The organism is Cryobacterium sp. PH31-L1 (assembly GCF_030063145.1).
Taxonomy (GTDB): Bacteria; Actinomycetota; Actinomycetes; order Actinomycetales; family Microbacteriaceae; genus Cryobacterium.
Genome location: NZ_JASISM010000002.1, coordinates 319,807 through 346,047, shown reverse-complemented (window position 1 = coordinate 346,047; position 26,241 = coordinate 319,807). Strand labels below are relative to the sequence as shown.

Genomic DNA, 26,241 nt, shown 5'->3' with positions numbered 1-26,241 from the left:
GGCCGAAGGATGGTTGTGCTACATCGCAGGGATGATCGGCTGGCTAGGCGATGAGCGAGTTCTCGTAGGCGTAAACCACCAGCTGAACACGATCGCGCAATTCAAGCTTGGCCAGGGTTCGACTGATGTGCGTCTTCACCGTCGCCTCACTGAGATACTCCGCCGCCGCGATCTCGGCGTTGCTGAGCCCCCGGGCCGCGAGCGCGAAGATCTCCTGCTCGCGCGGGGTGAGCCGGGTATAGGCGACCGGCGGGGCCGGCGGCATCCGCTTAGTGTCAAAGTTCTCGAACAGTTCGATGATCTGCGCGGCAGCGATGACGGAGGAGCCCGCGTGCACGGTGCGGATGGCCGCGAGCAGAAACTCCGGGTCGGCGTCTTTGAGCACGAAACCGCTCGCGCCCCCGCGAATCGCCCGCGCCGCGGCTTCGTCGAGGTCGAAGGTGGTTAGCACGATGATGCGGGGGCCGCCCCCGCCCGCCGCGGTCGCCGCGTCGACGATGCGCGTGGTGGCTTCGATGCCGTCCATGACCGGCATGCGGATATCCATGAGAACCACGTCGGGCCGGGCACTTTCCACCAAGCGGATGCCATCGGCCCCGTTTCCGGCTTCGCCCACGCATTCGAGGTCGGCCTGCGACGAGATGAGCAGTCGGAGACCGGCGCGGAACAGCGCCTGGTCGTCGACAAGGACGACGCGGATGGGAGCGCTCATTCGGACACCGCCTCGTCGGAGAGCGGCGGCGCCGCGGTCAGCGCCGGAAGAGTCAGGCACACGACGAAACGATCCCCGATCTCCCGCGCCGAGAATGACCCGCCGGCCAACACCGCCCGTTCGCGCATGCCGTCGATGCCGTGCCCGTCCGGTACCGCGCCTCTGTCGCGGGGCACGAGCAGCCCGCTGTCGATCGTGACCGTGAGAACGTCGTACTGCCAGCGGAAGCCGACGGCCACGGTGCTCGCGGCGTCGCCGTGGCGGAGCACGTTGGTGAGCGATTCCTGCACGATGCGGTAGATCACAAGCTGGTGACCGGCGCCGAGCTGGGCAGCTGGGCCGGTTTCGTTACGTTCCACGGTGAGGCCGGAGGCACGGAACTGGTCGACCAGCCGGTCGAGATCGTCCAGGCTCGGCTGCGGTGCCGCCGTGACGGACCGGTCTGATCCGTCGCGACTGGGAGCGGCCTCATCGTTGGCGCGCAACTGGCCCAGCAGTACTCGCACGTCGGCGAGGGCTGACCGGGCCGTGCTTGCGATGGTGCGGAATGCTTCATCCGCTGCCTCGGGGTTGGCGGCACGGGCGTAGCGGCCGCCGTCGGCCTGGGCGATGACGACGGCCAGGGAATGCGCCACCACGTCGTGCATGTCGCGGGCGATGCGGGTTCGCTCCTGCTCCACGGCCACTTCGCGCAGGGCGTCGGCCTGCTCGGCTGCCGCCGAACGGAGAGCCGCCCTGCCCTCGCGGGCGGTGCGCCAGGTAGCCACGAGCAGTCCGAGAACCCAGCTCAGCCCGAACAGCGCCACGGCAGAGACGAAACCGATCACCCCGGGGGCTCCACCCTGGAAGGCCTCGCCGGTTCGTACCTGCAGCGCGAGTCTGGTGAGCCCGTCGAGGCCGCCGGACTGTAGGAAGAGCACGTACACGGTCGCGATCACCGCACCGATGGGCACCGATGCGAGACCGGCCCACCGTACGGTTCGGGAACCGTAGGCGGCCGTGGCATACAGCACGGGTAGAACGGCCGCGTTCGCGATGTCGGGAGGCAACGATGCGGAGAGTTGAACGGCCACGGTGCACCACGCTAGCCCGAGCGCGATACCCGGACTGAGCCGCCTGAGGAACAGGGCACCGGCCATGCCGACGGTCACCCAGAACACCACCGCAGCGTCATAGCCCAGCACGCTGCGCGCAAGGATCGCGATCACGGCGACCGCAGCATCCACCACGAGTTGCGGGCGGGAGAGGCTGCGGATCATGACTCAACCGTAGACGGTGAATGACCGGCGATCATTGCGCGGGGGACACGGCCAGCTCGTCTGGGTCGTTCGGCGTCCAGCCGTACCAGCCGTCGGCGGTCTTGATTACGGCCCAGTTGGCACAGGCGAAGACACGATCCACGTACACGTCATCCGGTGACCAGTCTTCGGCGTAGGTCGGTGCCGACTGCCGGTCGGTCTCCGCACACTGCATTGGGTCGAGGTCCGAGTTGGTTGTCGCCGCCAGGATGGCCGGACCGCCGCCGGCCGCCGCCTCCCGGATCGTAATTTGGGTCGCATCAGCGGGCAGCCAGTCCGCACGCTGGTCCCATTCCTCGGTGAGGATCGGCACAGACGGGAATTCGAGCGACTTCTCGCGCTGGACCTGTTCGATGATGTTCGAACACCCGGTGAGCGCGAGGGCGGTCAGCGCTGCGGCGGCGAGAACGGGGAGGAGCTGGATCATTTTCATATCTCCAGCCTGCTAGGTCACGACCGCGCGGTCGTCCGTCCCGAGTCGTTGCGCGCTACCTCGCAAGGATGACTCTGTCGGGTGGACCGAACTCATGGCTCGACGCGGAACGCACAAAAAATGGGCGCCTCCCGAAGGAGACGCCCATTTTCGTGTACTTCTGGCGGGACTTAGAAGTCCATGCCACCCGAGGGGTCGCCGGCCGGAGCCGAGTTCTTCTCGGGCTTGTCGGCGACGACGGCCTCGGTGGTGAGGAACAGTCCGGCGATCGACGATGCGTTCAGCAGCGCGGAGCGGGTGACCTTCACCGGGTCATTGATTCCGGCAGCGATCATGTCGACGTACTCGCCGGTGGCGGCGTTGAGGCCCCATCCGACGGGCAGGTTGCGCACCTTGTCGGCGACAACGCCCGGCTCCATGCCGGCGTTGAGTGCGATCTGCTTGAGCGGGGCGTCGATGGCAACGCGCACGATGTTCGCGCCGGTCGCCTCGTCACCAACGAGGTCAAGGATTGCCTTGCCCTCGAATGCGGTCTTGCCGGCCTGAATGAGTGCAACTCCACCACCGGCGACGATGCCCTCTTCGACGGCAGCCTTGGCGTTGCGCACTGCATCTTCGATGCGGTGCTTGCGCTCCTTGAGCTCAACCTCCGTTGCGGCTCCGGCCTTGATGACAGCAACGCCGCCAGCAAGCTTGGCGAGGCGCTCCTGGAGCTTCTCGCGGTCGTAGTCGCTGTCGGTGTTCTCGATCTCGGCACGGATCTGCGAAACGCGACCGGCGATGGCTTCGACATCGCCGGCACCCTCAACGATCGTGGTCTCGTCCTTGGTGATGACGACCTTGCGGGCACTACCAAGCAGGTCAAGGGTGACGTTCTCGAGCTTGAGGCCGACCTCTTCGGAGATGACCTGTCCACCGGTGAGGATGGCGATGTCCTGCAGCTGGGCCTTGCGACGGTCACCGAAGCCCGGAGCCTTGACGGCGACGGACTTGAAGATGCCACGGATCTTGTTCACAACGAGCGTGGCCAGGGCCTCACCGTCGACGTCTTCAGCAATGATGAGGAGCTGCTTGCCGGTCTGGATGACCTTGTCCACGATGGGGAGCAGGTCCTTGATGTTGGAGACCTTGGAGTTGACGATCAGGATGTAGGGGTCTTCGAAGACCGCTTCCTGACGGTCGGGGTCAGTGACGAAGTACGCCGACAGGAAGCCCTTGTCGAAGCGCATGCCCTCGGTGAGCTCGAGCTCGGTGCCGAAGGTGTTCGACTCCTCAACGGTGACAACACCTTCCTTGCCGACCTTGTCGATGGCCTCGGCGATGATGGCGCCGATTTCGGTGTCTCCGGCGGAGATGGACGCGGTGGCGGCGATCTCTTCCTTGGTTTCAATTTCCTTGGCGCTGGCGACGAGCTCGGCGATGACAGCGGCCGTGGCCTTCTCGATGCCACGCTTCAGGCTGATCGGGTCGGCGCCGGCTGCGACGTTGCGCAGGCCTTCGCGAACCAGGGCCTGGGCGAGAACGGTTGCGGTGGTCGTGCCGTCGCCGGCTACGTCATCCGTCTTCTTGGCGACCTCTTTGACGAGCTCCGCACCGATCTTCTCGTACGGGTCGTCGAGCTCGATCTCCTTGGCGATGGACACGCCGTCGTTGGTGATCGTGGGGGCGCCCCACTTCTTCTCCAGAACGACATTGCGGCCGCGCGGGCCGAGGGTGACCTTGACGGTGTCGGCCAGAATGTTCAGGCCGCGCTCAAGCCCACGACGGGCCTCTTCATTGAATGCAATGATTTTTGCCATATGTGTAACTCGTCCCTCCCGGACGTTCCAAACGATTATGGGGTTAGCACTCATGTGACGAGAGTGCTAGAACGATTCTGGCACTCTGGGGTCGAGAGTGCAAGCGAGCATCCGGGGGTGACGCCGAGCTATCTGCAGACGGTCAGGGAACGAGGTCGACCGAGCCGGTGCCGTTGGGCACAAGCTGAAACCAGGTATTGCCCGGTGCCAGGCGAATTGTCACTCCGTTGGCATCAAGGAGGCGGATCGGCGCGGTCTGGGAGCCCTTGCTCCAGGTGGCCGCGATGGTCTTTCCGCCGCTGGAGATCGACGCTTCACCCGACGCGATCAGCTCGGTCTTGGGGATGCTTTGGTCGACGGTCACGTTCACCCGCACCACGACGACGTTCGTCGCCTTCAGTTGCGCGCCTTCCGGAGTCAGATCGGGCGCGCCGTCCTGCGCGCGCAGGTACGCGGCGGCCTCGGCGTTCCAGTTCCAGCTGCGGGCACTCGAGTTGGAGAATCGGGTGTTGATCACCGAGATCGGGGTGCCGTCTACGACAGCGGATGCCCCGGCGAGCGTGGCCGCATAGGCGTACTGCTGGGTGGGCGGTGCGACCGTGGCGTTGCGGTTGACGAATTCGGAAGCCGCGAGGATGACGTTGTGCGGGGCGGCTGTGGCCTTGGAGCGGGAAAATAGCCCAGTCGTGTCGTAGTCGAAGATGGCGCTGATCTGACCGGTCGCGTTCATCGAGTCGACGAATCGTTGCTGCCCGCCCGAAAAGGCGACGAGTCCGCCGAACGGCGCGATGATGTCGGGGTCCATCGGGCGAATCGAGCGCACCGGTCCGACCTGGTCGGGAATGCTGGATTGCCACACGGCGACGTACCGGGTGATGCCGCCCTCGACCAGCTCTTCGAACACGAGGTCGGTACGGTCGATCGCGACCTGCGGTCGGGCGGCCACGTGGTTGTCGATCTTGGCCGCGAGCGAGGGATGTGCCGACGACCCGACTGCAACGGTCAGGCCGGTGAGCGGGGCGATCTCTGTGGCCGCGGGAGCGACATACTTCGACGTCCAGGCGGCGGCCGTCGGGGTCTGGGTCGGCGTCGCGCTACTGCCGGTGCATCCGCTCAGCAGCAATGCCGGAACGATCAGGGCGAGCAGACCCGCGGTCTTCAGCGGTCGAATGGTGCGGGCGGTCTTTTTCTTGGTCACCGGTAAACACTAACGCCGCCCGTTGCAGCGGGCGGCGTTAGATGGGGACAGACCCCGTTTACGAGTGGGTCAAGCCGGTCGAACCGATTCAGCCTGGGGGCCTTTCGCACCGGCACCGACCTCGAAGACGACCTGCTGGCCTTCTTCGAGAACCTTGTACCCGCTCATGTCAATGGCGGAGTAGTGGACGAAGACGTCCTGCCCTCCCCCGTCGACAGTGATGAAGCCGAAACCCTTTTCAGCGTTGAACCATTTAACGGTTCCGTTCGCCATGTGTTACTCCTTGCTCAGTTTTCAACGGCAACCGCCCATTGGCTGTTCCGGGCCCTGCCGCAGAGACTGCGTTCATTCTGAACGAGCAGCAAATCCCCGAGAGCAAGTCTTCTGTTGCAAGTTACCTACTGGTGCAAGTTACCTTGGGCGAGCGTTCTTGATCCGGGCGGGTATTGCCCGAACAAAATGTGTGACCAAAACCAGATATTACTGAAGTCGCAGCGGAAGAAAAGGGGCTTGACGAATCAGATAATGCCCGCTAAGTCGGCGGTTTCGAGTGCGGGTCAGCCAGCTGGAATGACGTAGTCGTTGCCAACAACGACCGTCAGAGCGGCGCCTGAATCAATGAAGTTGGTCGAGACGACGATCGTCGAGCCCGGCAGTGACGCCGCGATGCCGCGTGCGGCACCTTCTTGGCTGGCATCGCCGTAGTAGATGACGGTGGAAGGTTCGGTGTCTGTGCTCGCGTTGCCGGTGGCGCTGACCACCCAGCCGGCGGCGGTGAGGGTGTCGCTGACGGATGCTGCGACACCGTTCGTCGCAGAGCCGTTCAGCACATTCACGGTCAGCGCCGGGTCGACGGTGGCTTCAGCGGTCGGAATGACGGTCTCGGTGGGGATCGGAGTCGAGCTGGCCGAGGACAGTCCCGGAATATTGGAGAAGTCGAGGCGATTGTTGATCGCGAAGATTCCGACCACGCCCACCGCGATCAAGAGCACGGTGGAGCCGAGCGCCCACCAGAACCCGATCCAGCCGCGGCCCTTCTTGCCGGGAGCACGGTGAGCACCCACCCGGTCGAGGGCATGCGTGTGGGTGTCGAAACGGTCTTTCGCAAATTTTCGCGCCATGGTGATTGAATCCTTGGTTGGCCAGCCAGGCCGGAATCGAGCGATGCGTTGCGGCCCGGTACTGGCGGAAAGCGGTCAGGTACTAGTCGTGGGTGGGCAGCGAACGACTGGCGCGCGCCTCGGATCGTGCGGAACGCATCCGCTGCAGTCGGTTCACGAGCATCGGGTCGAAGGCGAGCGCCAACGGTGAATCGACCAGCGCCCCCAATAGCTGATAGTACCGGGCAGCCGAGAGGCCGAATGTGGCGCGAATGGCCTCTTCCTTGGCACCGACGTGCCGCCACCATTGCCGTTCAAAGGCGAGCACGGCTTCGTCGCGCTCGCTGAGCTGGGTCGAAATCGGGGCGTTGCCGGCCGGCAGAGTGGTGCGTTGCGCTGGGGTCGATGTACTCTCACTCATTGCTGTGTCTCTCCCCCAGGGCAGTTTCGACGGGTTATCCGACGGGCTCATCCTATTTGCGGGCGGCTGGATGTTGCCTCCGGCACGCCCGGAACGGCGCAGTCGAACGACCGGTGGCCGTGCAAACGCTGCGAAACCTAGCGGCCAGGAATGCGCGTGCAGCCGCACGAGTTTAGGCTGGGTAGAGGTTGTCCGGGTGCGGACAGCCGGATCGAAGGGACGTCCACCATGGACTACGCAATCAAGAAGTCAAACGACGAGTGGCGCTCCGAGCTGGGCCCGGAGAAGTTCAAGGTCTTGCGTGAAGCCGGAACCGAACGCCCCGGAACCGGCGAACTGCTCGACGAAGAGCGCTCCGGCACCTACACCTGCGGTGCGTGTAACGCCGAGCTGTTCAAGAGCGGCACCAAGTTTGATTCCGGCTGCGGCTGGCCGAGCTTCTACGAGTCGGTACGGCCCGACGCGGTCGAATTACTCGAAGACCGTTCCCTGGGTAGCGTGCGCACCGAGGTGCGCTGCGCGAACTGCGGCTCACACTTGGGCCACGTTTTTCCCGACGGATTCGGCACGCCGACCGGCGACCGGTACTGCATGAACTCGATCTCGCTCAACTTCACGCCCGCCGAGTAGAGCGGTGCTGTCGACAACGGATGCTGCCACCTCGGTTGTCGTTCGGGCCGTCAATCATCGGCGCAGCTACTCCAAAGTGAGCGAATTGGCACCGACCCGAGCCGAGCTGCTGCCCCTCGTTGCCGCGGCGGCGCGGGTCGCGGATCACGGCGCGCTGCGTCCGTGGCGGCTGGTGGAGCTGCGCGGCGACGCCCGCGAGCGGCTGGGGGCGGCGCTCGTGGCGGCATCCGCTTGTGAAGGTAGTGATGCGCTCAAGCTGGCCGCCAAGCCGCTGCGGGCACCGCTACTGATCGCGGTCGTCGCGTCACGTCGGGTCAGTTTCAAGGTGACCGATTGGGAACAGGATGCTGCGGCGGCAGGGGTCGCGCACCTACTGTCGCTGCTTCTCGATGACGCGGGGTGGGGCGCGATGTGGCGCACTGGACCGCTCGTGCGTACGACGGCGGTGCGGGACCTGCACGGCCTCGGCGACAACGAAGAGCTGCTCGGCTGGCTCTATGTCGGCGGCATTCCGGAGGATTCGAAGCCGGGCGTGCGGCTGCCGATCGACCCCGAGGAGTTTCTCGGGGTTCTGTGAGTCAGACGAGGCCGATCCATCGGTCGGCAACTTCTGACCAGACCCGCCGAAGTTCTTCTGCGTTCTCGCGCATGGGGTCGATGACGTGTTCCGGCAGGTAGCCGGCGGAACGCACATCGTCGCTGTCGCTTTCCGCCCAGGCTTCGGCGGTCGCCGCCGAAGCCTCCAGGTGAAATTGCAGCCCCCACGCCGCAGGCCCGACTCGAAAAGCCTGGTTGGGGCAACGATCGCTGGTGCACAGCGACACGGAGTTCGCCGGCAGGTCGTGTACTTCGAGCGAATGCCACTGCAGTGCCCGGAGCGGCGTCGGCAGGTCATGGAGCAGTGGATCCGCGGCGGCGCTGTGGGTCAGCTTGAGACCGCTGAAGCCGATCTCGGCGCCCCGCCGCACCCCGCCGACCGTTCCACCGGCTACGACGGCGAGCATCTGGGCTCCCAGACAGATCCCGAGGAGCGGAACTTCGTTCTGGAGGCAGTCGGCGATGAGTTCACGAACTCGGGGCAGCCAGGCTGCTCGTTCGTCGTCCATCGGCCCGGTCGTTCCGCCGAGCACAACGACACCATCGAAAGCGTCGGCACGACCGGGAATCGGCGCCCCGGCATCCGGGCCGACCCGAACCAGGGCGATGCCGGCCGCGAGGATTCGCTCCCCGACCAGCCCCACACCAGCATTCGCCTCGTGTTCGACCACTAAAATTCGTTTCACACTCACAGCCGTTCGCTTTGTGCGTCAGAATGGCCAGGTGTTCGCGGGGTGCCCCGTGCGTGGTCGGGCCGGCGCCAGCGCACCGCGGCGATGACGACGGCCACCAGGGCGAGAGCCGTGCCGGCAATGGTCGTCAGGCCAAGCGGATGCCCGGCCGACGGCGCCAGCAGATCCAACGCGAGGGCGCAGAGCAGCTGGCCGGCGACGATGCAGAGACCGAGCATGAGCACGCCGGTGGTGCGCACGACGAGCGCGGCCCCGGCGATGAAGATGCAGCCGATCAGTCCGCCGGTGTAGAGCCACGGGTTGCTCGGCAGGTCGAGCGCGAAGCCGACCAGCAGGCCGTGCACGATCGCGGCGAGCACGAGAGCAATGGTGCCAGTGAGAAAATTCAGAAAGGTCGCGGTGAGGGCGCTCTGCGCGGTGACCCGCACCTGACCGTTCACGGCTTGCTGCCAGCCCTGCCCGATGCCGGCGATCAGCGGCAGTGCGAGCAACCAGAGGGCGCCGCTGCCGTGCAGTTCGCCGCTGACGGTGAACGCGACGGCCGCCAGGGCGAGCGCGGCACCGACGATTTTGGACGCGTGCAGGGTTCGACGCCCACCAGGACCGATGCCGAAGCGGTCCATGAGCACGCCGCTCACGGTCTGGCCGGCCACGACGGCCACGGTGAACAGTGCAATGCCGAGCGGCGCGGCGACGAGGCCCTGGGACAGCACGAACAGGGCGCCGGCCAGGCCACCGAGCAGATGCCACCAGGACAGGTGCTTCGCTTTCACGCCGCGGGCGACGAGTTGCAGGCCGCGGCGCCCGCTTCTGGCCACGATGAGGCCGAGGCTGAGGATGACCAGGCCGGAGCCGAAGGAGATGACGGCGGCGGTGAATCCGTCACCGATCTGGTGCCCGAGTTCGCCGTTCACCCGCGATTGCACCGCGTACAGCGCCCCGATCAGCACCGAGAAGACCAGGGCCAGCCAGACCGGCACAGCGGATACTGCGGGCGCGACGGTCCCATCGGTTCGGATCTGCGCGCGGGCCTGGGTCACCTGGCAATACTACGAGGTACCGGGCGCGGAATGCCTCCGGGCCCACCTTGAGGAACTGGGCCCATGATCTATCATGGGCCCGGTGTCCGGGCCCGGGCCCGGTCGCGAGAAGTACAGTGCCGCTGAGGTCAGGGGCTGCGCGGAGCAGGCATCCACTCGGGCGGGCAGCCGGGGGGTGAGTTTCGCCGGGCCCACCTTGGGGAACTGGGCCCATGATCTATCGTGGGCCCAGTGTCCGGGCCCGGGCCCGGAAAGTCTAGACAGCGGGGGTCAGGCGGCGCGGACCTCGATTTCGCCGGGAGCGGCTCCGTCGCTGCCGAAGACGAGACGGCGGTTGGCGATCTTGTCGGTGAAGAACCGGTCGTGGCTGACCACCACAACGGCACCGGGAAAGTGCACGAGCGCGCGTTCCATCACCTGGGTACTCGACATGTCGAGGTGGTTGGTCGGTTCGTCGAGCAGCAGCACCGAGGCGCCGCTCAGCAAGCACTGGGCCATCGCTACTCGCGCGCGCTGCCCGCCGGAGAGTGCACCGATCTTCTGCTTGAGGTCGGCCTCGCTGAACTGGAACATGGTCAGAAATCGGTTGACCGACTTCTTGGTCGCAGTCAACGCGAGGCTGCCGGGCATGGCATTGACGGCGTGACTGACCGTATCGCTCGGGTCGAGCTCGTCGAGAACCTGGTTGTAGGAGACGACGCCGGCGCCGCTGGCCCAGGCGACGTCACCCCGGTCGGCCGTCTCCTCGCCGGTGAGCACCCGCAACAGGGTGGTCTTGCCGCTGCCGTTGCTGCCGAGCACGACAATGCGGTTGCCGCGGCGAACCTCAAAGCTCAGGTTCTCGAACAACAGCTTGTCGCCGTAGCTCTTGGCGAGGCCGTCGACCCGGCAGAGCACGTCTTTCACGTGCAGGTTGCCATAGATCTCGGTGATGATCTGGTCGACCGGGCGTGGGGTGCGCGACTTCTTGATGTGCGCGAGCTGGTTGCCGAGCTGGGGGCTCTCGGCTTTGGCGGCTTCACGGCGGTCGGCGATGCCCTCGGCCTCGAAGGCGAGGAGTTCAGATTCGTGCACGAACTGGGCCTCGAGGCTCTTAAGCCGAAACTGTTTCTGAACGATGTACTCACCGAAGTTGCCGGGATATTCGTGCAGGTGAAAGTTCTCCACCTCGATGATGCGGGTGACCACGGCGTCCAGAAATTTGCGGTCGTGCGAGACGACGATGGCAGCACCCTTGAAGCCCTTGAACCAGGCTTCGAGCCACTCGACGCCGGCTACGTCGAGGTAGTTGGTCGGCTCGTCGAGCAGCAGCACGTCGGGCGCCTCGAGCACGATCTTGGCCAGCGCCGCGCGGTTGCGCCAGCCGCCCGAGAGCTCGTCGATCGAGCAGATGCGGTGCGCCTGGTCAAATCCGAGGGTGGTCAGGGCGGTGTCGATGTGGCGCTTGTAGTCCCAGCCGTCCAGGCGTTCCATCTCCTCGAACAGTTCACCCTGGCGGGTGATCAGCCGGTCGAGTTCGGCGCTGGCCGAGGAGTCCAGGGCGATCGCCGCGTCGATGGCGGCGAGTTCGGCCTCGACCGCCTTCACGGCCACGAACAGCTCGTCGAGCACCTCGGTGATGGTCTGCGCGCCGTTGAGTTCGGAGAATTGGGAGAAGTAGCCGACCCGCACGCCGTCCTCGAGCGTGACCTCACCGGTATCGGGCGAGACCTGGTCGAGAATCAGCTTGAGAATGGTGGACTTGCCGGAGCCGTTCTTGCCGATCAGGCCGACCCGGTCACCGGGTTCGAGGCGAAAGAACGCTTCGCGCAGAATCTGCGTGTTCTCAAAGCGGATGCTGACGTCGTTCAGCCGGATCAGGCTCATGCGTGTTTCCTTTCGGGGCGCGGGTGCGCGGGGGCGGGCATCCGCTTGTACAACCCCAGCCATCAGTGTACGTGGCGGCCGTGTGTGGCCCTGGGGACAGAGCCTCTAACCGGCAGACAAAAACCCCTACGTCCCAGTTGGGAGTAGGGGTCTGTGGGGCCGGCCACGGGACTTGAACCCGTAACCCCCACTTTACAAGAGTGGTGCGCTACCAATTGCGCCAGGCCGGCATGAGGCCTAAGCCTCGAAAGACCATCCTAAATGATTTCGGGGCCGCCACGGGCAACGGTCAAGTGGATGCGCGTGGGGCAACCGCTGGTGACTACCCGCCGGGTGTCGGTTCGGGCGTCGGCGTCGAGGTGGAGTACGTCTCGCCGAGGGCCACCTGCACGAAGGACGCGAATTCCTTCGGGTCTTCGATCGACCCGGTGTACGGCTTGCCATTGACCAGCACGGTGGGGGCGCTCGTGATCGCCTTGATCGAGGAGTTGGGAATGGGGCCGTCGAGCGCGCGATTGGTTGCCGCCTTGACCCACGATTCATAGGTGCCGTCATCGATGCAGGAGTTGATGTTGGAGACCGCCGTGCTCACGCCGGAATCCTTTACGATGGCCTTGATCTCATCGTTGCTGCGGCCGGGCGACGTCTCTTCCGGCTGGTCGACGAAGAGGGCCGAGCTGAAGGCGAAAAAATCATTTGGCGAGTAGTTGGCGACGCAGGCTGCAGCGTTCGCCGCCCGCAGGGAGTATTTGGTGCCGGCGGACTTGCTCGTGAGAATGGCCACCGGGTGAATTTCAACGGTCGCAGCTCCGGAATCGACCCAGTTGGCGATCTGTTCGTTGTTGGCGTCTTCGAAGTCGCCGCACAGCGGGCAGAGGTAGTCGACATAGATGCGGATGTTGGCGACGGCGCCGGAGGTATCGGGTTCGGATGCCCGCAGGTTCGCGTCGGGCTGCAGCGCGGGCGTCAGCGCGGTGACCATGCCCTCGCCGATGAACGCGCCGTCACTAGCCATGTTTTTCGGGCCAGGACCTGCCGGTTTGATCGAATTCACGATGATGACGGAAACCAGAGCGACGATGGCGACGGCGGCGATAGCAATGCCACCCTGCAGGAACAGCTTGTTGCGGCGGTCCTTCTTCTTTTGACTCACTCGAAGCTGCTTGGCCTTGACCCGGGCGGCATCACGCCGCCGGTTCTTTGAGGGACTGCTGTCGCTTGGTCCGCCAATAGTCATAAAAAATCGCTTTCGAGAAGTAGGGGCGCGCGTGAATGCACCTCTGAAATAGTAGATGCCCTGACTGGGAAACGACCAAACAGGGGTCAGACCGGCGCCGCGGCATCCGTCGTGTAATAATGGAAATGTCGTGCGCTTTGGCGTGCGACGCACAAATCCTATTCACAACGGATCGTCCGGCACGTTCCTGCCGGTGAAGGAGTAATAATCATGGCTTCAGTGACCTTTGACAAGGCAACCCGGCTCTATCCCGGTTCCACGAGGCCGGCTGTTGACCAGCTCGACCTGCAGGTCGCCGATGGCGAATTCCTGGTTTTGGTCGGCCCGTCCGGCTGCGGCAAGTCCACCTCGCTGCGAATGCTCGCGGGCCTCGAAGAGGTCAACGACGGCAACATTCTCATCGGTGACCGCAACGTGACGGATGTCCCGCCGAAGGACCGCGACATCGCCATGGTCTTTCAGAACTACGCGCTGTACCCGCACATGACCGTCGCCGAGAACATGGGCTTCGCCCTCAAGATCGCCGGCATCAACAAGGACGAGCGCGCCGCCCGCGTGCTCGAAGCCGCCAAGTTGCTCGACCTGGAGCCCTACCTCAGCCGCAAGCCGAAGGCACTCTCCGGTGGTCAGCGTCAGCGCGTTGCCATGGGCCGCGCGATCGTGCGTCAGCCTCAGGTGTTCCTGATGGATGAGCCGCTCTCCAACCTCGACGCCAAGCTGCGCGTGCAGACGCGTACGCAGATCGCGTCGCTGCAGCGCCGCCTCGGCGTCACGACGGTCTATGTGACCCACGACCAGACCGAGGCGCTCACCATGGGTGACCGGATCGCGGTACTGAAGGACGGCATTCTGCAGCAGGTCGGTTCGCCCCGCGACCTGTATGCGAAGCCGCAGAACGTATTCGTGGCCGGCTTCATCGGCAGCCCCGCGATGAACCTGTTCCTCGCCGACACCGTCGACGGCGGCATCAAGTTCGGCACCGCGACCGTTCCGGTTCAGCGCGAGACCCTCGCCAGCTCGAGCGGCAAGAAGGTCACCGTGGGCATTCGCCCGGAGGACATCCAGATGTCCTCCACCGCCGGCGACGGCCTGCAGATCGAGGTCGACCTGGTTGAAGAACTCGGCGCCGACGGCTACCTCTACGGTCATTCCACCATCGAGGGCAAGCGCACCGACATCGTCGCTCGCGTCGACGGCCGCTCGCACCCGAACGCCGGCGAGACGGTGTACCTCACGGCCACCCCGAACCACCTGCACGTGTTCGACGCGGAAAGCGGCCTGCGCCTCGGCGGCGCCGTCACCGACTAGTCCGGTTGGGCGCTGGCCGGGCGGACGTGCCCGGCCGGCGCATCCACTTGATTCAGGGAACGGCTGGAGGGACTTCTCCCTCCAGCCGTTTTTTCGTAAGTTAGGGTCAAACAATGAGCGGTTCCCTCAATATCATCGCGGCCACGGCCGACCCTGCGCTTCTCGACCTGCCGTGGCAGTTGCCCCTCGACGCCTGGCCGAATGAGAACATCGCCTCGCTGCCCAAGGGCATTTCGCGCCACCTCGTGCGGTTCGCCCACCTGAGTGGGCGGGTGGTCGCCATCAAAGAGACCACGAGCGAGATGGCCAAGCGTGAGTACGACATGCTGCGAACCCTGGCCAACCTCGAGATCCCCTGCGTCGAGCCGGTCGCCGTCATCACCAACAGAACGGATGCCGACCTCGACCCGCTGAATTCGGTTCTGGTCACGCGTCACCTCAAGTTCTCACTCCCCTACCGCGCCCTGTACTCGCACGCCCTGCGCCCGGATACCGCCACCCGACTGGTCGATGCCCTCGCCGTGCTGCTCGTGCGGCTGCACATGATCGGGTTTTTCTGGGGCGACGTGTCGCTGTCGAACACCCTGTTCCGGCGCGATGCCGGTGCCTTTGCTGCCTATCTCGTCGATGCCGAAACCGGGCAGTTGTACTCGGGCGGATTGTCGAACGGGCAGCGCGAGAACGACCTCGAAATTGCCCGGGTTAACATCGCCGGGGAACTCATGGACCTCGAAGCCGGCGGCCGAGTCGCCGACGAGCTCGACCCGATTCGGGTCAGCAACGGAATCGTCGCCGCCTACCGGCTGCTCTGGAAGGAACTCACCGGGTCTGAGTCGTTCTCCAACTCCGAACGCTGGCGCATCACCCAGCGCGTGCAACGCCTCAACGACCTTGGATTCGACATCGAGGAGCTGGCGATCAAGACCGACAGCGCTGGCTCGAGCGTGCGGATTCAGCCCAAAGTCGTCGACGCCGGCCACCACCAACGACGACTGCTGCGCCTGACCGGCCTCGACGCCGAAGAGAACCAAGCCCGACGGCTGCTGAACGACCTGGATTCGTACCGGGCCGCCTACGGTTCGCCGGCCGCCGACGAGGAAATGGTCGCCCACGAATGGCTGGTGCGGGTGTTCGAGCCGGTGGTGCGGGCCATTCCCGAGGAACTGCAGGGCAAGCTCGAGCGGGCGCAGGTGTTTCACCAGCTGCTGGACCACCGCTGGTACATGGCGCAGAACCAGTCCCGGGATATCCCGCTCGCCGAGGCCGTAACCTCCTACGTGCAGGACGTGTTGCGCCACCGCCGGGACGAGGCCACCATGATGGGTCCCGTCACCGAGGCCATCACCCTGCCGATTCGCACGCAGCTCGGCGACGACACCGCCCCCGACCCCGACGATGCCGACGACTGGATGCTCAAGGTCTAGCCCCGCCAACATGGACCGGGCCCGGGCCCGGTTCCGTAAGGTGGGCCCGGAACGCCCAGACACCGCGCGTGGTCCACGATCGGATCGCGAGGCGACAGGCATCCGCTGCCGCGCCGTGCCCCTCTTTTTTTCGACCGGGCCCGGGCCCGGAAACCGGGCCCACGATAGATCATGGGCCCGGTTCCGTAAGGTGGGCCCGGAACGCCCAGACACCGCGCGTGGTCCACGATCGGATCGCGAGGCGACAGGCATCCGCTGCCCGTCTACGCGCGGGGAACGCCGTGCTCGAGCAGGAATTCGTAGAATCGGCGGGGCGAGTAGGCCGTGTCCCAATCCCAGCGGTCGAAGCTGCTAACGCCAGGTCTCAACAGGTTCTCCCGATTCTTTTCGACGACGACGACTTCTGAAGGGTGCCGGTCGCCCAGAATTGCGCCCCGGGTGTACTTGATCTTGCCGTCGAACTCGCCGATCTTGCTCACACTTCGCCAGAAAAAGTCGACCCAATACTCGCGGCCCTTCACGACGAAGAGCACCTGGAGTTCAGGAATCTCGAATCCTAATTCTTCCATGCGAACGCGGCTGAGCGACTCGCCTGGGTTGGCCGAGAGCGGATTCGCGAATTGAATCACCCGGCGCGCTTGAGCGCCGCCGGTTCGCGGATGCACCCTCGCGAGTTCCTCGTAGAGGTCGTCTTTGGACAAAGGCGGCGCGCCGACGGCACCCCGACGACGTTGCTCGTTCGCGCGCTCCTGCTCCACGCGCAAAGCGTGGTCCGTCATGGTGACGCCGACGAGAAAGGTGGAGCTGGCCGCCACGTCGATGAGGGTGCGCGCGAGTGTGGTGACGGCGCATCCGTTTACGATCACGGTTTCGGGTTCGACCACGCTCCGATGACTCGTCGTGAATCGGGCGCTGCTGCCGCCGGCGGTGTCGTTGTTGATCGCATGAACTACCTGCGGCCAGGGCCCGATGATCGGAAGGCCGTGGAGCGCCGCCGCAGACTGATGCGACAGGAGAAGTGGTCGCTCAGCGGCGAGATCGGTGGCACGAACGAACAATCGATATTTGTCGTCGTTCTCGGCTCCGCGCCAGGTGTCCCCCAGAGCATAAATTCCCCGACGGATGCGGACCAGCTCGCCATTGGCAAGCAGGGCGCGCACGGCATGGGTGGTGAGGCCCGCCGCGCGCAGGGATTCGGCGAGCATGAGGCCCTCGTTACCGGCATTCGGTGTGTTCAGGTGGTCAAGCATGGCCAATTTTTACCGGGCGTAGGCCGTGAGCGATGTCTGGTCGACGGATTTGTGCATATCGGACGGCGGCCTCCGCTGTGGAGGAGGCACTGCGGGCAGATGTCGTACGTGGCTGTGGCTGCGTCCCCGGCCGGGCCCGCCTTACGGAACCAGGCCCATGATCTATCATGGGCCCGCTTTCCGGGCCTGGGCCCGGTCGGAGAAGATGGGGAAAGCGCGGGCGCGGGGCCACCGCAGCGACCGGGGCCCACCTGACGAAAGCGGGCCCATGATCTATCACGGGCCCGCGTTCGGGGCCCGGGCCCGTGCACAGAGAAGAGAGCGAGGGCTAGAGCTTCGCGGCGAGCTTGGCCTGCTTGATTTGGGCTCGGAGACGCGCGACCTCGTACAGGGTGACGCCGGCGGCGATTCCGGCGTTGAGCGACTCGGTCGCCGCGCTGATCGGAATCGAGACGATCGCGTCGCAGGTCTCGGTGACGAGGCGAGACAGGCCCTTGCCCTCGCTGCCGACGACGATCACGATCGGGCGCTCGGCGAAGCCGATGCCCAGGTCGGGCAGCGACACGTCGCCGCCACCGTCGAGTCCGAGCACGAACACGCCCTGCGCCTTGAGCGCCTTGAGCGTCTGGGTGAGGTTGCTCGCCATGGCGACGGGCGTGCGGGCCGCGGCGCCGGCGCTGGTCTTCCAGGCTGACGCCGTCACGCCGACCGAGCGACGCTGCGGCACGATGATGCCGTGGCCGCCGAACGCAGCGGTCGAGCGGATGATCGCGCCCAGGTTGCGCGGGTCGGTGATGCCGTCGAGGGCCACGAACAACGGCTTGTGGCCGCGGCTGATCGTGAGTTCGAGCAGCTCCATCGGATGCGCGTACTCGTACGCGGGCACCTTCAAAGCGAGGCCCTGGTGCACGGCGTCACGACCGGCGAGGCGGTCGAGTTCGGGGCGCATGACCTCGAGGATCGGGATGTTGCGGCTGGTCGCCATAAGCAGCACCTCTTTTACCCGCTCATCCATTTCGATGCGCGCGGCAATGTAGAGGGTCAACGCGGGGATCTTGGCGCGCAGCGCCTCGAGCACCGAGTTGCGGCCGGTGACAATCTCGTGCTCGTCGATCTGCTTGGCGCGACGGGTCGAGGCTCCGCCGCCGCCGGTGTTGCCGGTGCCGCGCTGGGGTGCACCCTGCGACGCTCCGCGGGCGCCACCGCGCGGGGCGCTGCCGCGAGCCGGGGTGCCGCCGCGGGCGTTGCCACGGTTGGCCGAAGCATCCGCTGCGGGGCGCGAGTTGAAGCCACCGGCTGCGGTGAACCGCTCGGCGGCGGCCTTGCGCTTGCCGGCGGGGTGGTACGGACGGTCTTCGGCCTTGGGGGTGGGCTTTTTGCCCTCGAGCGCCTGACGGCCCTGGCCGCCGGAGCCGACCTGGGCTCCGCGGCTGCCCTTGCGCACCGATCCGGTGCGCGATTTGCGGTCAAGATTCTTCATCAGTCAAAGCTCCAATGGGCACCCGACGGGGTGTCTTCGATGGTGATTCCGGCGGCGACGAGTTCGTCCCGGATTCGGTCTGCGGCGGCGTAGTCGCGGTTGTCGCGGGCTTCGCTGCGGTCGCCGAGCATGCGCTCGACCAACGCACTCAGGGCCACCATGGCCGGTTCGTCTGTTGCCACGGCCCAGCCGGGCGACAAAGGGTTGATTCCCAGCACTTCGCTCATCGCGAGTACTTCACTGCGAGCGGATGCCGCAGCGTGAAGGTCTTCGGCATCCAGCGCGGCGTTGCCGGCGCGCACGGTGTCGTGGAGAACGCCGAGCGCTTGCGGAACGGCGAGGTCGTCGTCCATCGCCGCGGCGAAATCATCGGGCACAACCTCGACGCCAGTACCGGCGAACCGGGTACCGGCCAGCCGTCGATCGGCGCGGTCAAGAAAAATCTCGACCCGTTCGAGGGCGGCTTCGGCCTCGGCCAGCGAGCCGTCGTTGTAGTCGATGGTGGATCGGTAGTGGGCGGCGCCCAGAAAGTAGCGCACGACGATGGCGCGGGCCTGATCGAGCAGCTCGGCCGCGAACACCGAATTACCGAGCGACTTGCTCATCTTCTGCCCGTTCACGTTGACCAGGCCGTTGTGCACCCAGTAGTTCGCGAAGTCGCTGCCGGCCGCGTTCGATTGAGCCAGTTCGTTCTCGTGGTGCGGAAACCGCAGGTCGAGTCCGCCGCCGTGAATATCGAAGTGGTCGCCGAGGTAGCGTGCGGCCATGGCCGAGCACTCGATGTGCCAGCCGGGCCGGCCCTGGCCCCACGGCGAGGCCCAGGCTGCGGAGGCAGGTTCGCCGGCCTTGGAACCCTTCCACAGGGCGAAGTCGCGGGGGTCGCGCTTGGCGCGCGGGGAGGCATCCGTTGCCGCTTCCATATTGCCGGGCGACTGGTGGGTCAACGCCCCATAGGCGGCCCAGCTGGCACTGTCGAAGTAGACGTCGCCGGAGGAATCGGGGGCAGCATAGGCGTGGCCGAGCTCGATCAGGGTGGAAATGAGGGTCTGCATCTCGGTGATGCTCGCCGTCGCGCGCGGCTCGTAGGTGGGGGCGAGAATGCCGAGGCGCTGGTACCCGGCGGTGAATTCGAGTTCGTAGCGGTAGGCGAGCGCCCACCACTGCTCGCTCGAGCCCTTCGCGTTGATCAGAATCTTGTCGTCGATGTCGGTGACGTTGCGCACGAAGGTGACATTCATACCGCGGTAGCTGAGCCAGCGACGCAACTGGTCGTAGACCAGGGCGCTGCGCAGGTGACCGATGTGCGGGCTGGACTGCACGGTGGGACCACAGACGTACATCGAGACCTGGCCCGCCTCGAGGGGGACAAAGTCGCGCAAGGCCTGGGCCTTCGAATCGTACAGTTGCATGGTCACGCCTCCCAGTTTAGGTCAGGGGTCTGACCCGGACCGGGCGCAGGGTACAGCAGCGCTGTAGCCGTTGCCGCGATGCCTTCACCGCGTCCAGTGAAGCCGAGCGCATCCGTGGTGGTCGCTGCGATGTTGACCGGAGCAGAGAGGATGCCGGCGAGTCGCGTTTCGGCGTCGGCCCGACGCGGTGAAAACTTGGGGCGGTTACCGATGATCTGCACGGAGACGTTCCCGACCCGGAAGCCCGCGGTCGCAACCAGGCGCACGGTTTCCTCGAGAAAAACGTCGCCGTGGGCGCCGCTGAAGCGCGGATCGGCCGTGCCGAATACGCTGCCAATGTCGCCGAGTCCGGCAGCTCCGAGCAGGGCATCGCAGATGGCGTGGCAGACGACATCGCCGTCGCTGTGTCCGCTGAGTCCGCGCTCCCCGGGCCAGAACAGGCCGGCCAGCCAGAGTTCGGTTGTGTCCTCGGCCGCGAAGGCGTGCACGTCGAGCCCGGTGCCGATGCGCGGAAGCAGCGGGGGCTGCGGGGACGCAGCGTGCAGAATTAGATCGGCACGCTCCAGGTCTTCCGGGGTCGTGATCTTGAAGGCCAGCGGATGCCCACCGATCACGCTCACCGGGTGCCCGGCGTCAGCCACGAGCGCTGCGTCGTCGGTGAGCGCTTCGAACCGTCCGTTCTGCACTGCCCAGGCGCGGGCTGCCTCGAGCATGGCGCGGGGAAACCCTTGCGGGGTCTGCACTGCGGAAAGTTCCGAACGGTCGACGGTACCGAGAATGGCACCGGACTGGGCGACGCGCTTGATGGTATCGACTACGGGCAGGCCCGGAATGATGCCGTGCCCGGTGGCGCGCACGGCGGCGACGACCTCATCGCACAGTGCTGCGGGGGTGAGGGCGCGGGCGGCGTCGTGTACGAGCACCACGTCGACGCTCGGTAGCAGGGCGTTCATGCCCTGGTCCACGGAGTCCTGACGGGTGCGTCCCCCGGCGACCACGGTCACGATCCCGGTGGGCGCCGCGCGACGGGCTGCGGCGCGGACGGCGATGCCGCGGGCATCCGTTACCCGGTCGCCGGGGGCGACGACGATGATCTGCACCGGCTCGCTCATGCCGAAAATGGAATCTAAGGAATGGTCGAGCAGGGGGCGCATATGCAGCAGAACGAATGCTTTGGGTTCGGCGTGGCCGAGGCGGGTTCCGCTGCCGGCAGCGACCACGATGACGGCGACCGTAGTGGCCGCAGGGTCGGCGATCGGGGGGTCGACGTGAGCGCCGGGCAGGGGCGCGGCCACGGAGGCGGGAGGAACAGTCATATCTGGAGGGTATCTATCTGCGTCAGGGAACGTGCAAAAGGCGGCACCTCACGGCGCCGCCCCTCACGAAAAAAGTTTGTTAGGAAGCGAGAACCTCGTCGAGAACGGTGGATGCCTTCTCTTCGTCGGTCTTTTCAGCCAGGGCCAGTTCGCTGATCAGTATTTGGCGGGCTTTGGCCAGCATGCGCTTCTCGCCGGCGGACAGTCCACGGTCCTGGTCGCGGCGCCACAGGTCGCGCACGACCTCTGACACCTTGATCACATCGCCGCTGGCCAGCTTTTCGAGATTGGCCTTGTACCGGCGGGACCAGTTGGTGGGCTCCTCGGTGAACGGTGCGCGCAGCACTTCGAACACCTTGTCGAGGCCGTCCTGGCCGATCACATCGCGAACGCCGACGAGATCGACGTTTTCGGCGGGAACCTCGATGGTGAGATCACCCTGGGTGACATTCAGCTTGAGATACAGCTTCTCTTCGCCCTTGATGATGCGGGTCTTAACCTCGGTGATCACCGCAGCACCGTGGTGGGGATATACGACGGTTTCGCCAACCTGAAACAGCATGGATGTGATCCCTTCAGCAACGTCTAGGATACCACAGCTTCGACGTGCTACAGTACGCGCGCCCCCGCGAGGCACCGGCCGACAATCGTGCGCTCACACACGCCGCTAAGCTAGTGACAAAGCGAATTTTGCAGCGTCGGCCCTATCGATCGTTGCTTTTAGTAAGTGGAGGTCTTGTGAGAGCGCGAATCGCTGCATCCGTCGTCTTGGCGGCTGGCATTCTGTTGGGCACGAGCGCGTGCGGGTTTTTCGCACCGCAGGCCACCCTGATCCAGTACAACGCGAGCGACGGCGTCAGCGGGGACGTCGGCGACATTCACATTCGCAACGCCCTGCTGCTCTCGGACGACGGCGAACTGGCCAACCTGGTCGTCTCCGTCGTGAACCCCACCGACACCCTGCAACAGGTGCTCGTGCAGTACGAGTCCAGCACCGGCAAGGTCTCCCAGGACATTCCGGTGGAAGCCAACACGACCGTGACGTTCGGCACCGAGGGAGCGGCCTCGGTCGTTCTGGAGAACATGGACAGCCAGCCCGGCTCGCTGTTTCCGGTGTTCTTCCAGTACGGCGAAGAGACCGGCATCGAACTGCTGCTGCCCGTTCTCTCTGGCACTCAGGGCGAGTATTCGACCCTGCTGCCCACGCTGGCACCGACCGAGACTCCCACCGAAACACCGACGCCGACGGCAACGCCCGCCGCGTAACGTTCTTCTGGCTCAGGCCGTCACCCCCTACGGGGCGGCGGCCTGAGCTGTCTTTCGGGCTACGCTTCGAACCGGTAACCCAGCCCGCGAACGGTGACGAGCATGACCGGTTCGGAGGGCGCCGTCTCAATGCGCGAGCGGATGCGTTTGATGTGCACGTCGAGGGTCTTGGTGTCACCGAAGTAGTCGGTGCCCCAGACCCGGTCGATGAGCTGGCCGCGGGTGAGCACCCGGCCGGCATTGCGCAGCAGAAATTCGAGCAGTTCGAATTCCTTCAACGGCATGTTGACGAGCTCGCCGGAGACGGTCACGGCGTGCCGCTCCACATCCATGCGCACGGTGCCGGCGGTGAGCATGGTGTCCGCGTCGGCCGTGCTCTGGTCTTCGTGCCGGCGAAGCACCGCGCGAATGCGGGCGACCAGTTCCCGGGTGGAATAGGGCTTGGTGACATAATCGTCGGCGCCGAGCTCGAGCCCGACGACGATGTCAATTTCGGAATCCTTCGCGGTGAGCATGATGATCGGCACGGTCGACCGGGTACGAATCTCCCGGCACACTTCGGTGCCCGGAACCCCGGGCAGCATCAGGTCGAGCAGAATCAGGTCGGTGCCGTTCTGGTCGAACTCGCTGATCGCGCTCGGGCCGTCTTCGGCCACGACGACCTCATAGCCCTCACGTTCGAGCAGAAAGCTGAGCGGCTCGCTCAGTGCGCTCTCGTCTTCAACCAAGAGGATGCGTGTCATAGTGTGTCTCCTGCCGCCACACGGACGGCTCGTTTCGGTTGGATGGTGTCGACGGGCTTCGCCGCTTCTGGAAGGCGAATGGTGAAGGTGGAACCGCTGCCAGGCTGCGACCAGACGCGAATGTCGCCGCCGTGGTTCTGCACGACGTGCTTGACGATGGACAGCCCGAGGCCGGTACCGCCGGTGTGCCGGGACCGGGCCTGGTCGACGCGGAAGAACCGCTCGAACACCCGGTCGAGGTCGGCTTCGGCGATTCCGACACCCTGGTCGGTCACGGTGATCTCAACGATGCCCTTCTGCAAGCGCACGCCGACGCCGACCCGGGACCCCTCGACCGAATAATTCACCGCGTTCGCGACCAGGTTGTGCACGGCCACGGTGAGCAGGGCCTCGTCACCGAAGACCAGGGCGCCGGACTTCTTGCCGATGACGATCGTGATGCGCTCGGCCTCGGCGACTACCCGGCTTTGGTCGACCGCAGCGGCGACGATGTCGTCGACCTTGAGAATCTCGGGCTCGGCGAGGGCATCCTGCGCCTGCAGCCGGGAGAGTTCGATGATCTCCTGGGTGAGGCGACCGAGCCTGGCCGACTCTGTCGTTAACCGGTTGGCGAACCGGCGAACCTGCTCCGGTTCATCCGCTGCCTTGTCGAGCGCCTCGGCGAGCAGCCCGACGGAGGCGATGGGGGTTTTCAGTTCGTGGCTGATGTTGGCCACGAAATCTCGGCGCACCTCGTCGAGGCGAAACGCTTCGGTGCGGTCCTCGGCCAGGAGCAGCACATAGCGGGTGCCGAGTCGGGCCAGGCGCACCCGGAAACGCATGCTCGCGTCGCCGAACGGGCCGCGGGACAGCACGAGGTCTTCACTGATCGGCTCGCCGGTCAGCCGCACCCGGCGGGCCAGTTCGAGCAGTTCGGGGTGCACAAGCTGCTGGTTCCAGACCAGGCCGAGGGTGAGGGCACCCGGGCTGGTCTTGATCACGTTGTTCGACGGGTCGAGCACGACCCCGGCAGTCTCGAGGGCGTCGAGCACCTGATCGATACCGTCCGGCACTGCGGGGTTCACGACCTCAGAGGCGCGGCGACCGTGACGCTCGGCGACGTGCACGAGCGACACGAATCCGGCACCAACCCCGAGTCCGAGTGCCAGCGACAGCAACACCAGCCACGTCGATTCCATCTCTACAGATTACTGACAGTCTTCGGTCGTCGTTCGCAGCGTCGGTGTGCGGGAGCCTGTACTTTAGAAAGTGTTCAAGTCTGCGGCACCTGCCGTTAACCTGAATTCGACATCATAAACCGATCGTGCGTGTTCGCGCGGCAAGGAAGGATCACCCCCATGCGCGATGTATTCCAACAAGAACTCGCCGAAGTCCAGAAGCGACTCGTGGAAATCTCGCGCCTCGTCGCGATCTCCATGGACAAGGCCACTCGCGCTTTCAATGAGAGCGACGTGGGGCTTGCCGAAGAGGCCATCACCGAAGATGAGAAGATCGACGAGCTCACGGTCGAGCTCGACGAACTCGCCATCACCATTCTCGCGCGCCAGCAGCCGGTCGCCCGCGACCTGCGCATCGTGGTCAGCGCCCTGCGCATCAGCGCCTCCCTCGAGCGGATGGGCGACCTCGCCACCCACATCGCCCAGCTGGCCCGCTACCGGTTCCCGGACAAGGTCATCCCCAAGGGGCTGCGCGGCACCTTCGCCGAGATGGGCACCCTCGACGTGGTCATCGCGAATATGCTCACCGAGCTGCTCACCAACCAGGACATGCACCTCGCCGAAACCATCCGCAACGAGGATGACAAGGTCGACGCCCTGCACCTGAGCGTGTTCGACGCCGTGCTCGGCGAGACCTGGAAGGGGCTCGCGGCCGATACCGTCGACGCGACGCTGGCCAGCCGGTACCACGAACGTTTCGCGGACCATGCCGTGTCCATCGCCAAGAAGGTTCAGTACCTCGGCACCGGGGCCTGGCACCAGGACGACAACGTCTGATTTGTTGCTCGTGAGAGGCCCCGGAGCATGCGCTTCGGGGCCTTCGTGCATGAACGAATGTCGCCGCCCGGTCACGGTGGCCGCCGCGATGCCACCGCCCCGTGCGCGCGCCAGTTACCGGTGAGCGCGCCAGTTCTAGCTGGAGCGCTGACCGACAGGGGGCGCGGCGAGCCAGCGCGGGTGCCCCGCGCATGGGAAAGGCCCCGGAGCATCCGCTCGCGGGGCCTTTCACGTGCCCTACTTCTTGTTGCCCTGGGCGGCTACGGCGGCCGCGCCCGCGGCTGCGGCCTCGGGGTCGAGGTACTGGCCAGGGCTAAGCGGCATGAAGTCCTCGCCGAGCTGGTAGACCAGCGGGATTCCGGTGGGGATGTTCAGCTCGGCGATGTCCGCGTCGCTGATGCCGTCGAGGTGCTTGACCAGGGCTCGCAGCGAGTTGCCGTGCGCGGTCACCAGCACGGTCTTGCCCGCCTGCAGGTCGGGAACGATGTCGGACTGCCAGTAGGGCAGCATCCGCTCGACGACGTCCTTGAGGCATTCCGTGCGGGGCAGGTCGGTGCCGAGGTCGGCGTAGCGGGCGTCGTGCGCCTGCGAGAATTCGCTGGCGTCGTCGAGCACGGGCGGCGGGGTGTCGTAGGAGCGGCGCCACAGCATGAACTGTTCCTGGCCGAACTTGGCCTGGGTGGCGGCCTTGTCGAGGCCCTGCAGTCCGCCGTAGTGGCGTTCGTTGAGGCGCCAGGAGCGTTTCACCGGGATCCACATGCGGTCGGCCTCTTCGAGCGCGAGGTTCGCGGTCTGGATGGCGCGGGAGAGGAGGCTGGTGTGCAGCACGTCGGGGAGCAGGCCGGCGTCCTTCAGTAGCACGCCGGCGCGCGCGGCCTCGGTGGTGCCTTGCTCGCTGAGGCGAACGTCCACCCAGCCGGTGAACAGGTTCTGCTGGTTCCAGGTGCTTTGGCCGTGGCGGAGGAGGACGAGTGTGTAGGGGGCAGACATGTGCCCACTCTATCGAGGGTGGTCAGTGTGTGCGCGGG

At 65.6% G+C, this 26,241-nt stretch carries 26 protein-coding genes and 1 tRNA gene; 6 read left to right on the top strand and 21 right to left on the bottom strand.

The window, feature by feature from the left end; translation table 11 throughout:
- Positions 1-43: 43 nt before the first annotated feature.
- The 8 genes from QMF22_RS05980 to QMF22_RS05945 all read right to left on the bottom strand — a co-directional run bounded on the left by QMF22_RS05980 (position 44) and on the right by QMF22_RS05945 (position 6,961).
- On the bottom strand, positions 44-712 hold the full coding sequence (locus tag QMF22_RS05980) for a response regulator (protein WP_283451350.1): 669 nt from the start codon (positions 710-712) through the stop codon (positions 44-46).
- Positions 709-1,971 carry a sensor histidine kinase gene (locus tag QMF22_RS05975; protein WP_283451348.1) on the bottom strand — a complete coding sequence of 421 codons (1,263 nt, stop codon included), beginning with the start codon at positions 1,969-1,971 and terminating at the stop codon, positions 709-711. The genes QMF22_RS05980 and QMF22_RS05975 overlap by 4 nt, the downstream gene beginning before the upstream one ends.
- 31 nt (positions 1,972-2,002) lie before the next feature.
- Positions 2,003-2,443, bottom strand: a complete 441-nt coding sequence (locus QMF22_RS05970) for a hypothetical protein (protein WP_283451346.1) — start codon at positions 2,441-2,443, stop codon at positions 2,003-2,005.
- A gap of 170 nt (positions 2,444-2,613) precedes the next feature.
- Positions 2,614-4,242 (bottom strand): chaperonin GroEL, encoded by a 1,629-nt coding sequence (gene groL / locus QMF22_RS05965; RefSeq protein WP_092341848.1) that lies wholly within the window; start codon positions 4,240-4,242, stop codon positions 2,614-2,616.
- Positions 4,243-4,384: 142 nt separating this feature from the next.
- Positions 4,385-5,440, bottom strand: a complete 1,056-nt coding sequence (locus QMF22_RS05960) for a DUF3048 domain-containing protein (RefSeq protein WP_283451343.1) — start codon at positions 5,438-5,440, stop codon at positions 4,385-4,387.
- Between the two features lie 69 nt (positions 5,441-5,509).
- Positions 5,510-5,713 carry a cold-shock protein gene (locus QMF22_RS05955; RefSeq protein ID WP_035834941.1) on the bottom strand — a complete coding sequence of 68 codons (204 nt, stop codon included), beginning with the start codon at positions 5,711-5,713 and terminating at the stop codon, positions 5,510-5,512.
- A 284-nt stretch (positions 5,714-5,997) separates the two neighbouring features.
- Positions 5,998-6,561 (bottom strand): LytR C-terminal domain-containing protein, encoded by a 564-nt coding sequence (locus QMF22_RS05950; protein WP_283451339.1) that lies wholly within the window; start codon positions 6,559-6,561, stop codon positions 5,998-6,000.
- Between the two features lie 82 nt (positions 6,562-6,643).
- Positions 6,644-6,961: a DUF3263 domain-containing protein gene (locus QMF22_RS05945; protein WP_283451338.1), complete on the bottom strand. Its 318-nt coding sequence runs from the start codon at positions 6,959-6,961 to the stop codon at positions 6,644-6,646.
- Positions 6,962-7,189: 228 nt separating this feature from the next.
- Here QMF22_RS05945 and msrB point away from each other — a divergent pair, with 228 nt between their 5' ends.
- Together msrB and QMF22_RS05935 are read left to right on the top strand one after the other, a co-directional pair.
- Positions 7,190-7,591 (top strand): peptide-methionine (R)-S-oxide reductase MsrB, encoded by a 402-nt coding sequence (gene msrB / locus QMF22_RS05940; RefSeq protein WP_283451337.1) that lies wholly within the window; start codon positions 7,190-7,192, stop codon positions 7,589-7,591.
- Positions 7,592-7,595: 4 nt separating this feature from the next.
- Positions 7,596-8,168 (top strand): nitroreductase family protein, encoded by a 573-nt coding sequence (locus QMF22_RS05935; protein ID WP_283451336.1) that lies wholly within the window; start codon positions 7,596-7,598, stop codon positions 8,166-8,168.
- Between the two features lies 1 nt (position 8,169).
- Here QMF22_RS05935 and QMF22_RS05930 read toward each other — a convergent pair whose 3' ends face one another.
- The 5 genes from QMF22_RS05930 to QMF22_RS05910 form a co-directional block, all read right to left on the bottom strand.
- Positions 8,170-8,874 (bottom strand): type 1 glutamine amidotransferase, encoded by a 705-nt coding sequence (locus QMF22_RS05930; RefSeq protein WP_283451335.1) that lies wholly within the window; start codon positions 8,872-8,874, stop codon positions 8,170-8,172.
- Between the two features lie 2 nt (positions 8,875-8,876).
- On the bottom strand, positions 8,877-9,920 hold the full coding sequence (locus QMF22_RS05925; RefSeq protein ID WP_283451334.1) for a DMT family transporter: 1,044 nt from the start codon (positions 9,918-9,920) through the stop codon (positions 8,877-8,879).
- Between the two features lie 270 nt (positions 9,921-10,190).
- Entirely contained in the window at positions 10,191-11,786 is a 1,596-nt protein-coding gene (locus QMF22_RS05920) for an ABC-F family ATP-binding cassette domain-containing protein (protein ID WP_283451333.1), read from the bottom strand.
- Between the two features lie 154 nt (positions 11,787-11,940).
- Positions 11,941-12,016, bottom strand: a tRNA-Thr gene (locus QMF22_RS05915).
- A gap of 92 nt (positions 12,017-12,108) precedes the next feature.
- The gene (locus QMF22_RS05910; protein WP_283451332.1) at positions 12,109-13,023 is read right to left on the bottom strand and encodes a DsbA family protein; all 915 of its coding nucleotides are present in this window, start codon (positions 13,021-13,023) and stop codon (positions 12,109-12,111) included.
- A 210-nt stretch (positions 13,024-13,233) separates the two neighbouring features.
- Here QMF22_RS05910 and QMF22_RS05905 point away from each other — a divergent pair, with 210 nt between their 5' ends.
- Positions 13,234-14,331 carry an ABC transporter ATP-binding protein gene (locus QMF22_RS05905; protein WP_283451331.1) on the top strand — a complete coding sequence of 366 codons (1,098 nt, stop codon included), beginning with the start codon at positions 13,234-13,236 and terminating at the stop codon, positions 14,329-14,331.
- Between the two features lie 113 nt (positions 14,332-14,444).
- Entirely contained in the window at positions 14,445-15,755 is a 1,311-nt protein-coding gene (locus QMF22_RS05900; protein ID WP_283451330.1) for a DUF4032 domain-containing protein, read from the top strand.
- Positions 15,756-16,018: 263 nt separating this feature from the next.
- Here QMF22_RS05900 and QMF22_RS05895 read toward each other — a convergent pair whose 3' ends face one another.
- From QMF22_RS05895 to QMF22_RS05875, 5 genes are all read right to left on the bottom strand, one after another.
- Positions 16,019-17,005: a type IV toxin-antitoxin system AbiEi family antitoxin domain-containing protein gene (locus QMF22_RS05895; RefSeq protein WP_283451329.1), complete on the bottom strand. Its 987-nt coding sequence runs from the start codon at positions 17,003-17,005 to the stop codon at positions 16,019-16,021.
- Between the two features lie 328 nt (positions 17,006-17,333).
- On the bottom strand, positions 17,334-18,485 hold the full coding sequence (gene rlmB / locus QMF22_RS05890; RefSeq protein ID WP_283451328.1) for a 23S rRNA (guanosine(2251)-2'-O)-methyltransferase RlmB: 1,152 nt from the start codon (positions 18,483-18,485) through the stop codon (positions 17,334-17,336).
- Positions 18,485-19,900 (bottom strand): cysteine--tRNA ligase, encoded by a 1,416-nt coding sequence (gene cysS, locus QMF22_RS05885; RefSeq protein ID WP_283451327.1) that lies wholly within the window; start codon positions 19,898-19,900, stop codon positions 18,485-18,487. Before cysS ends, rlmB begins: the two co-directional genes overlap by 1 nt.
- A complete protein-coding gene (gene ispD, locus QMF22_RS05880; RefSeq protein ID WP_283451326.1) occupies positions 19,897-21,210 on the bottom strand; it encodes a 2-C-methyl-D-erythritol 4-phosphate cytidylyltransferase in 1,314 nt (437 codons plus the stop codon). The genes cysS and ispD overlap by 4 nt, the downstream gene beginning before the upstream one ends.
- Before the next feature lie 79 nt (positions 21,211-21,289).
- Complete coding sequence (locus tag QMF22_RS05875; RefSeq protein WP_283451325.1) at positions 21,290-21,772, bottom strand: CarD family transcriptional regulator; 483 nt, start codon at positions 21,770-21,772, stop codon at positions 21,290-21,292.
- A gap of 176 nt (positions 21,773-21,948) precedes the next feature.
- Between QMF22_RS05875 and QMF22_RS05870 the strand changes: the two genes are divergently transcribed.
- Complete coding sequence (locus QMF22_RS05870; protein ID WP_283451323.1) at positions 21,949-22,476, top strand: hypothetical protein; 528 nt, start codon at positions 21,949-21,951, stop codon at positions 22,474-22,476.
- A 59-nt stretch (positions 22,477-22,535) separates the two neighbouring features.
- On the opposite strand, the gene QMF22_RS05865 is transcribed toward QMF22_RS05870, so the two are convergent.
- Positions 22,536-23,219 carry a response regulator gene (locus QMF22_RS05865; protein WP_283451321.1) on the bottom strand — a complete coding sequence of 228 codons (684 nt, stop codon included), beginning with the start codon at positions 23,217-23,219 and terminating at the stop codon, positions 22,536-22,538.
- A complete protein-coding gene (locus tag QMF22_RS05860) occupies positions 23,216-24,397 on the bottom strand; it encodes a sensor histidine kinase (RefSeq protein WP_283451319.1) in 1,182 nt (393 codons plus the stop codon). Before QMF22_RS05860 ends, QMF22_RS05865 begins: the two co-directional genes overlap by 4 nt.
- 159 nt (positions 24,398-24,556) lie before the next feature.
- Between QMF22_RS05860 and phoU the strand changes: the two genes are divergently transcribed.
- Positions 24,557-25,213: a phosphate signaling complex protein PhoU gene (gene phoU, locus QMF22_RS05855; RefSeq protein WP_283451317.1), complete on the top strand. Its 657-nt coding sequence runs from the start codon at positions 24,557-24,559 to the stop codon at positions 25,211-25,213.
- A 237-nt stretch (positions 25,214-25,450) separates the two neighbouring features.
- Here phoU and QMF22_RS05850 read toward each other — a convergent pair whose 3' ends face one another.
- Positions 25,451-26,203 (bottom strand): phosphoglyceromutase, encoded by a 753-nt coding sequence (locus QMF22_RS05850; protein ID WP_283451315.1) that lies wholly within the window; start codon positions 26,201-26,203, stop codon positions 25,451-25,453.
- Between the last annotated feature and the right edge of the window lie 38 nt (positions 26,204-26,241).

Coding starts and splice junctions, on each gene's coding strand:
- QMF22_RS05980 (WP_283451350.1), bottom strand. CDS start 712: ATGAGCGCTCCCATCCGCGTCGTCCTTGTCGACGACCAGGCGCTGTTC.
- QMF22_RS05975 (WP_283451348.1), bottom strand. CDS start 1,971: ATGATCCGCAGCCTCTCCCGCCCGCAACTCGTGGTGGATGCTGCGGTC.
- QMF22_RS05970 (WP_283451346.1), bottom strand. CDS start 2,443: ATGAAAATGATCCAGCTCCTCCCCGTTCTCGCCGCCGCAGCGCTGACC.
- groL (WP_092341848.1), bottom strand. CDS start 4,242: ATGGCAAAAATCATTGCATTCAATGAAGAGGCCCGTCGTGGGCTTGAG.
- QMF22_RS05955 (WP_035834941.1), bottom strand. CDS start 5,713: ATGGCGAACGGAACCGTTAAATGGTTCAACGCTGAAAAGGGTTTCGGC.
- QMF22_RS05950 (WP_283451339.1), bottom strand. CDS start 6,561: ATGGCGCGAAAATTTGCGAAAGACCGTTTCGACACCCACACGCATGCC.
- QMF22_RS05945 (WP_283451338.1), bottom strand. CDS start 6,961: ATGAGTGAGAGTACATCGACCCCAGCGCAACGCACCACTCTGCCGGCC.
- msrB (WP_283451337.1), top strand. CDS start 7,190: ATGGACTACGCAATCAAGAAGTCAAACGACGAGTGGCGCTCCGAGCTG.
- QMF22_RS05920 (WP_283451333.1), bottom strand. CDS start 11,786: ATGAGCCTGATCCGGCTGAACGACGTCAGCATCCGCTTTGAGAACACG.
- QMF22_RS05910 (WP_283451332.1), bottom strand. CDS start 13,023: ATGACTATTGGCGGACCAAGCGACAGCAGTCCCTCAAAGAACCGGCGG.
- QMF22_RS05905 (WP_283451331.1), top strand. CDS start 13,234: ATGGCTTCAGTGACCTTTGACAAGGCAACCCGGCTCTATCCCGGTTCC.
- QMF22_RS05900 (WP_283451330.1), top strand. CDS start 14,445: ATGAGCGGTTCCCTCAATATCATCGCGGCCACGGCCGACCCTGCGCTT.
- QMF22_RS05895 (WP_283451329.1), bottom strand. CDS start 17,005: ATGCTTGACCACCTGAACACACCGAATGCCGGTAACGAGGGCCTCATG.
- rlmB (WP_283451328.1), bottom strand. CDS start 18,485: ATGAAGAATCTTGACCGCAAATCGCGCACCGGATCGGTGCGCAAGGGC.
- ispD (WP_283451326.1), bottom strand. CDS start 21,210: ATGACTGTTCCTCCCGCCTCCGTGGCCGCGCCCCTGCCCGGCGCTCAC.
- QMF22_RS05875 (WP_283451325.1), bottom strand. CDS start 21,772: ATGCTGTTTCAGGTTGGCGAAACCGTCGTATATCCCCACCACGGTGCT.
- QMF22_RS05865 (WP_283451321.1), bottom strand. CDS start 23,219: ATGACACGCATCCTCTTGGTTGAAGACGAGAGCGCACTGAGCGAGCCG.
- QMF22_RS05860 (WP_283451319.1), bottom strand. CDS start 24,397: ATGGAATCGACGTGGCTGGTGTTGCTGTCGCTGGCACTCGGACTCGGG.
- phoU (WP_283451317.1), top strand. CDS start 24,557: ATGCGCGATGTATTCCAACAAGAACTCGCCGAAGTCCAGAAGCGACTC.
- QMF22_RS05850 (WP_283451315.1), bottom strand. CDS start 26,203: ATGTCTGCCCCCTACACACTCGTCCTCCTCCGCCACGGCCAAAGCACC.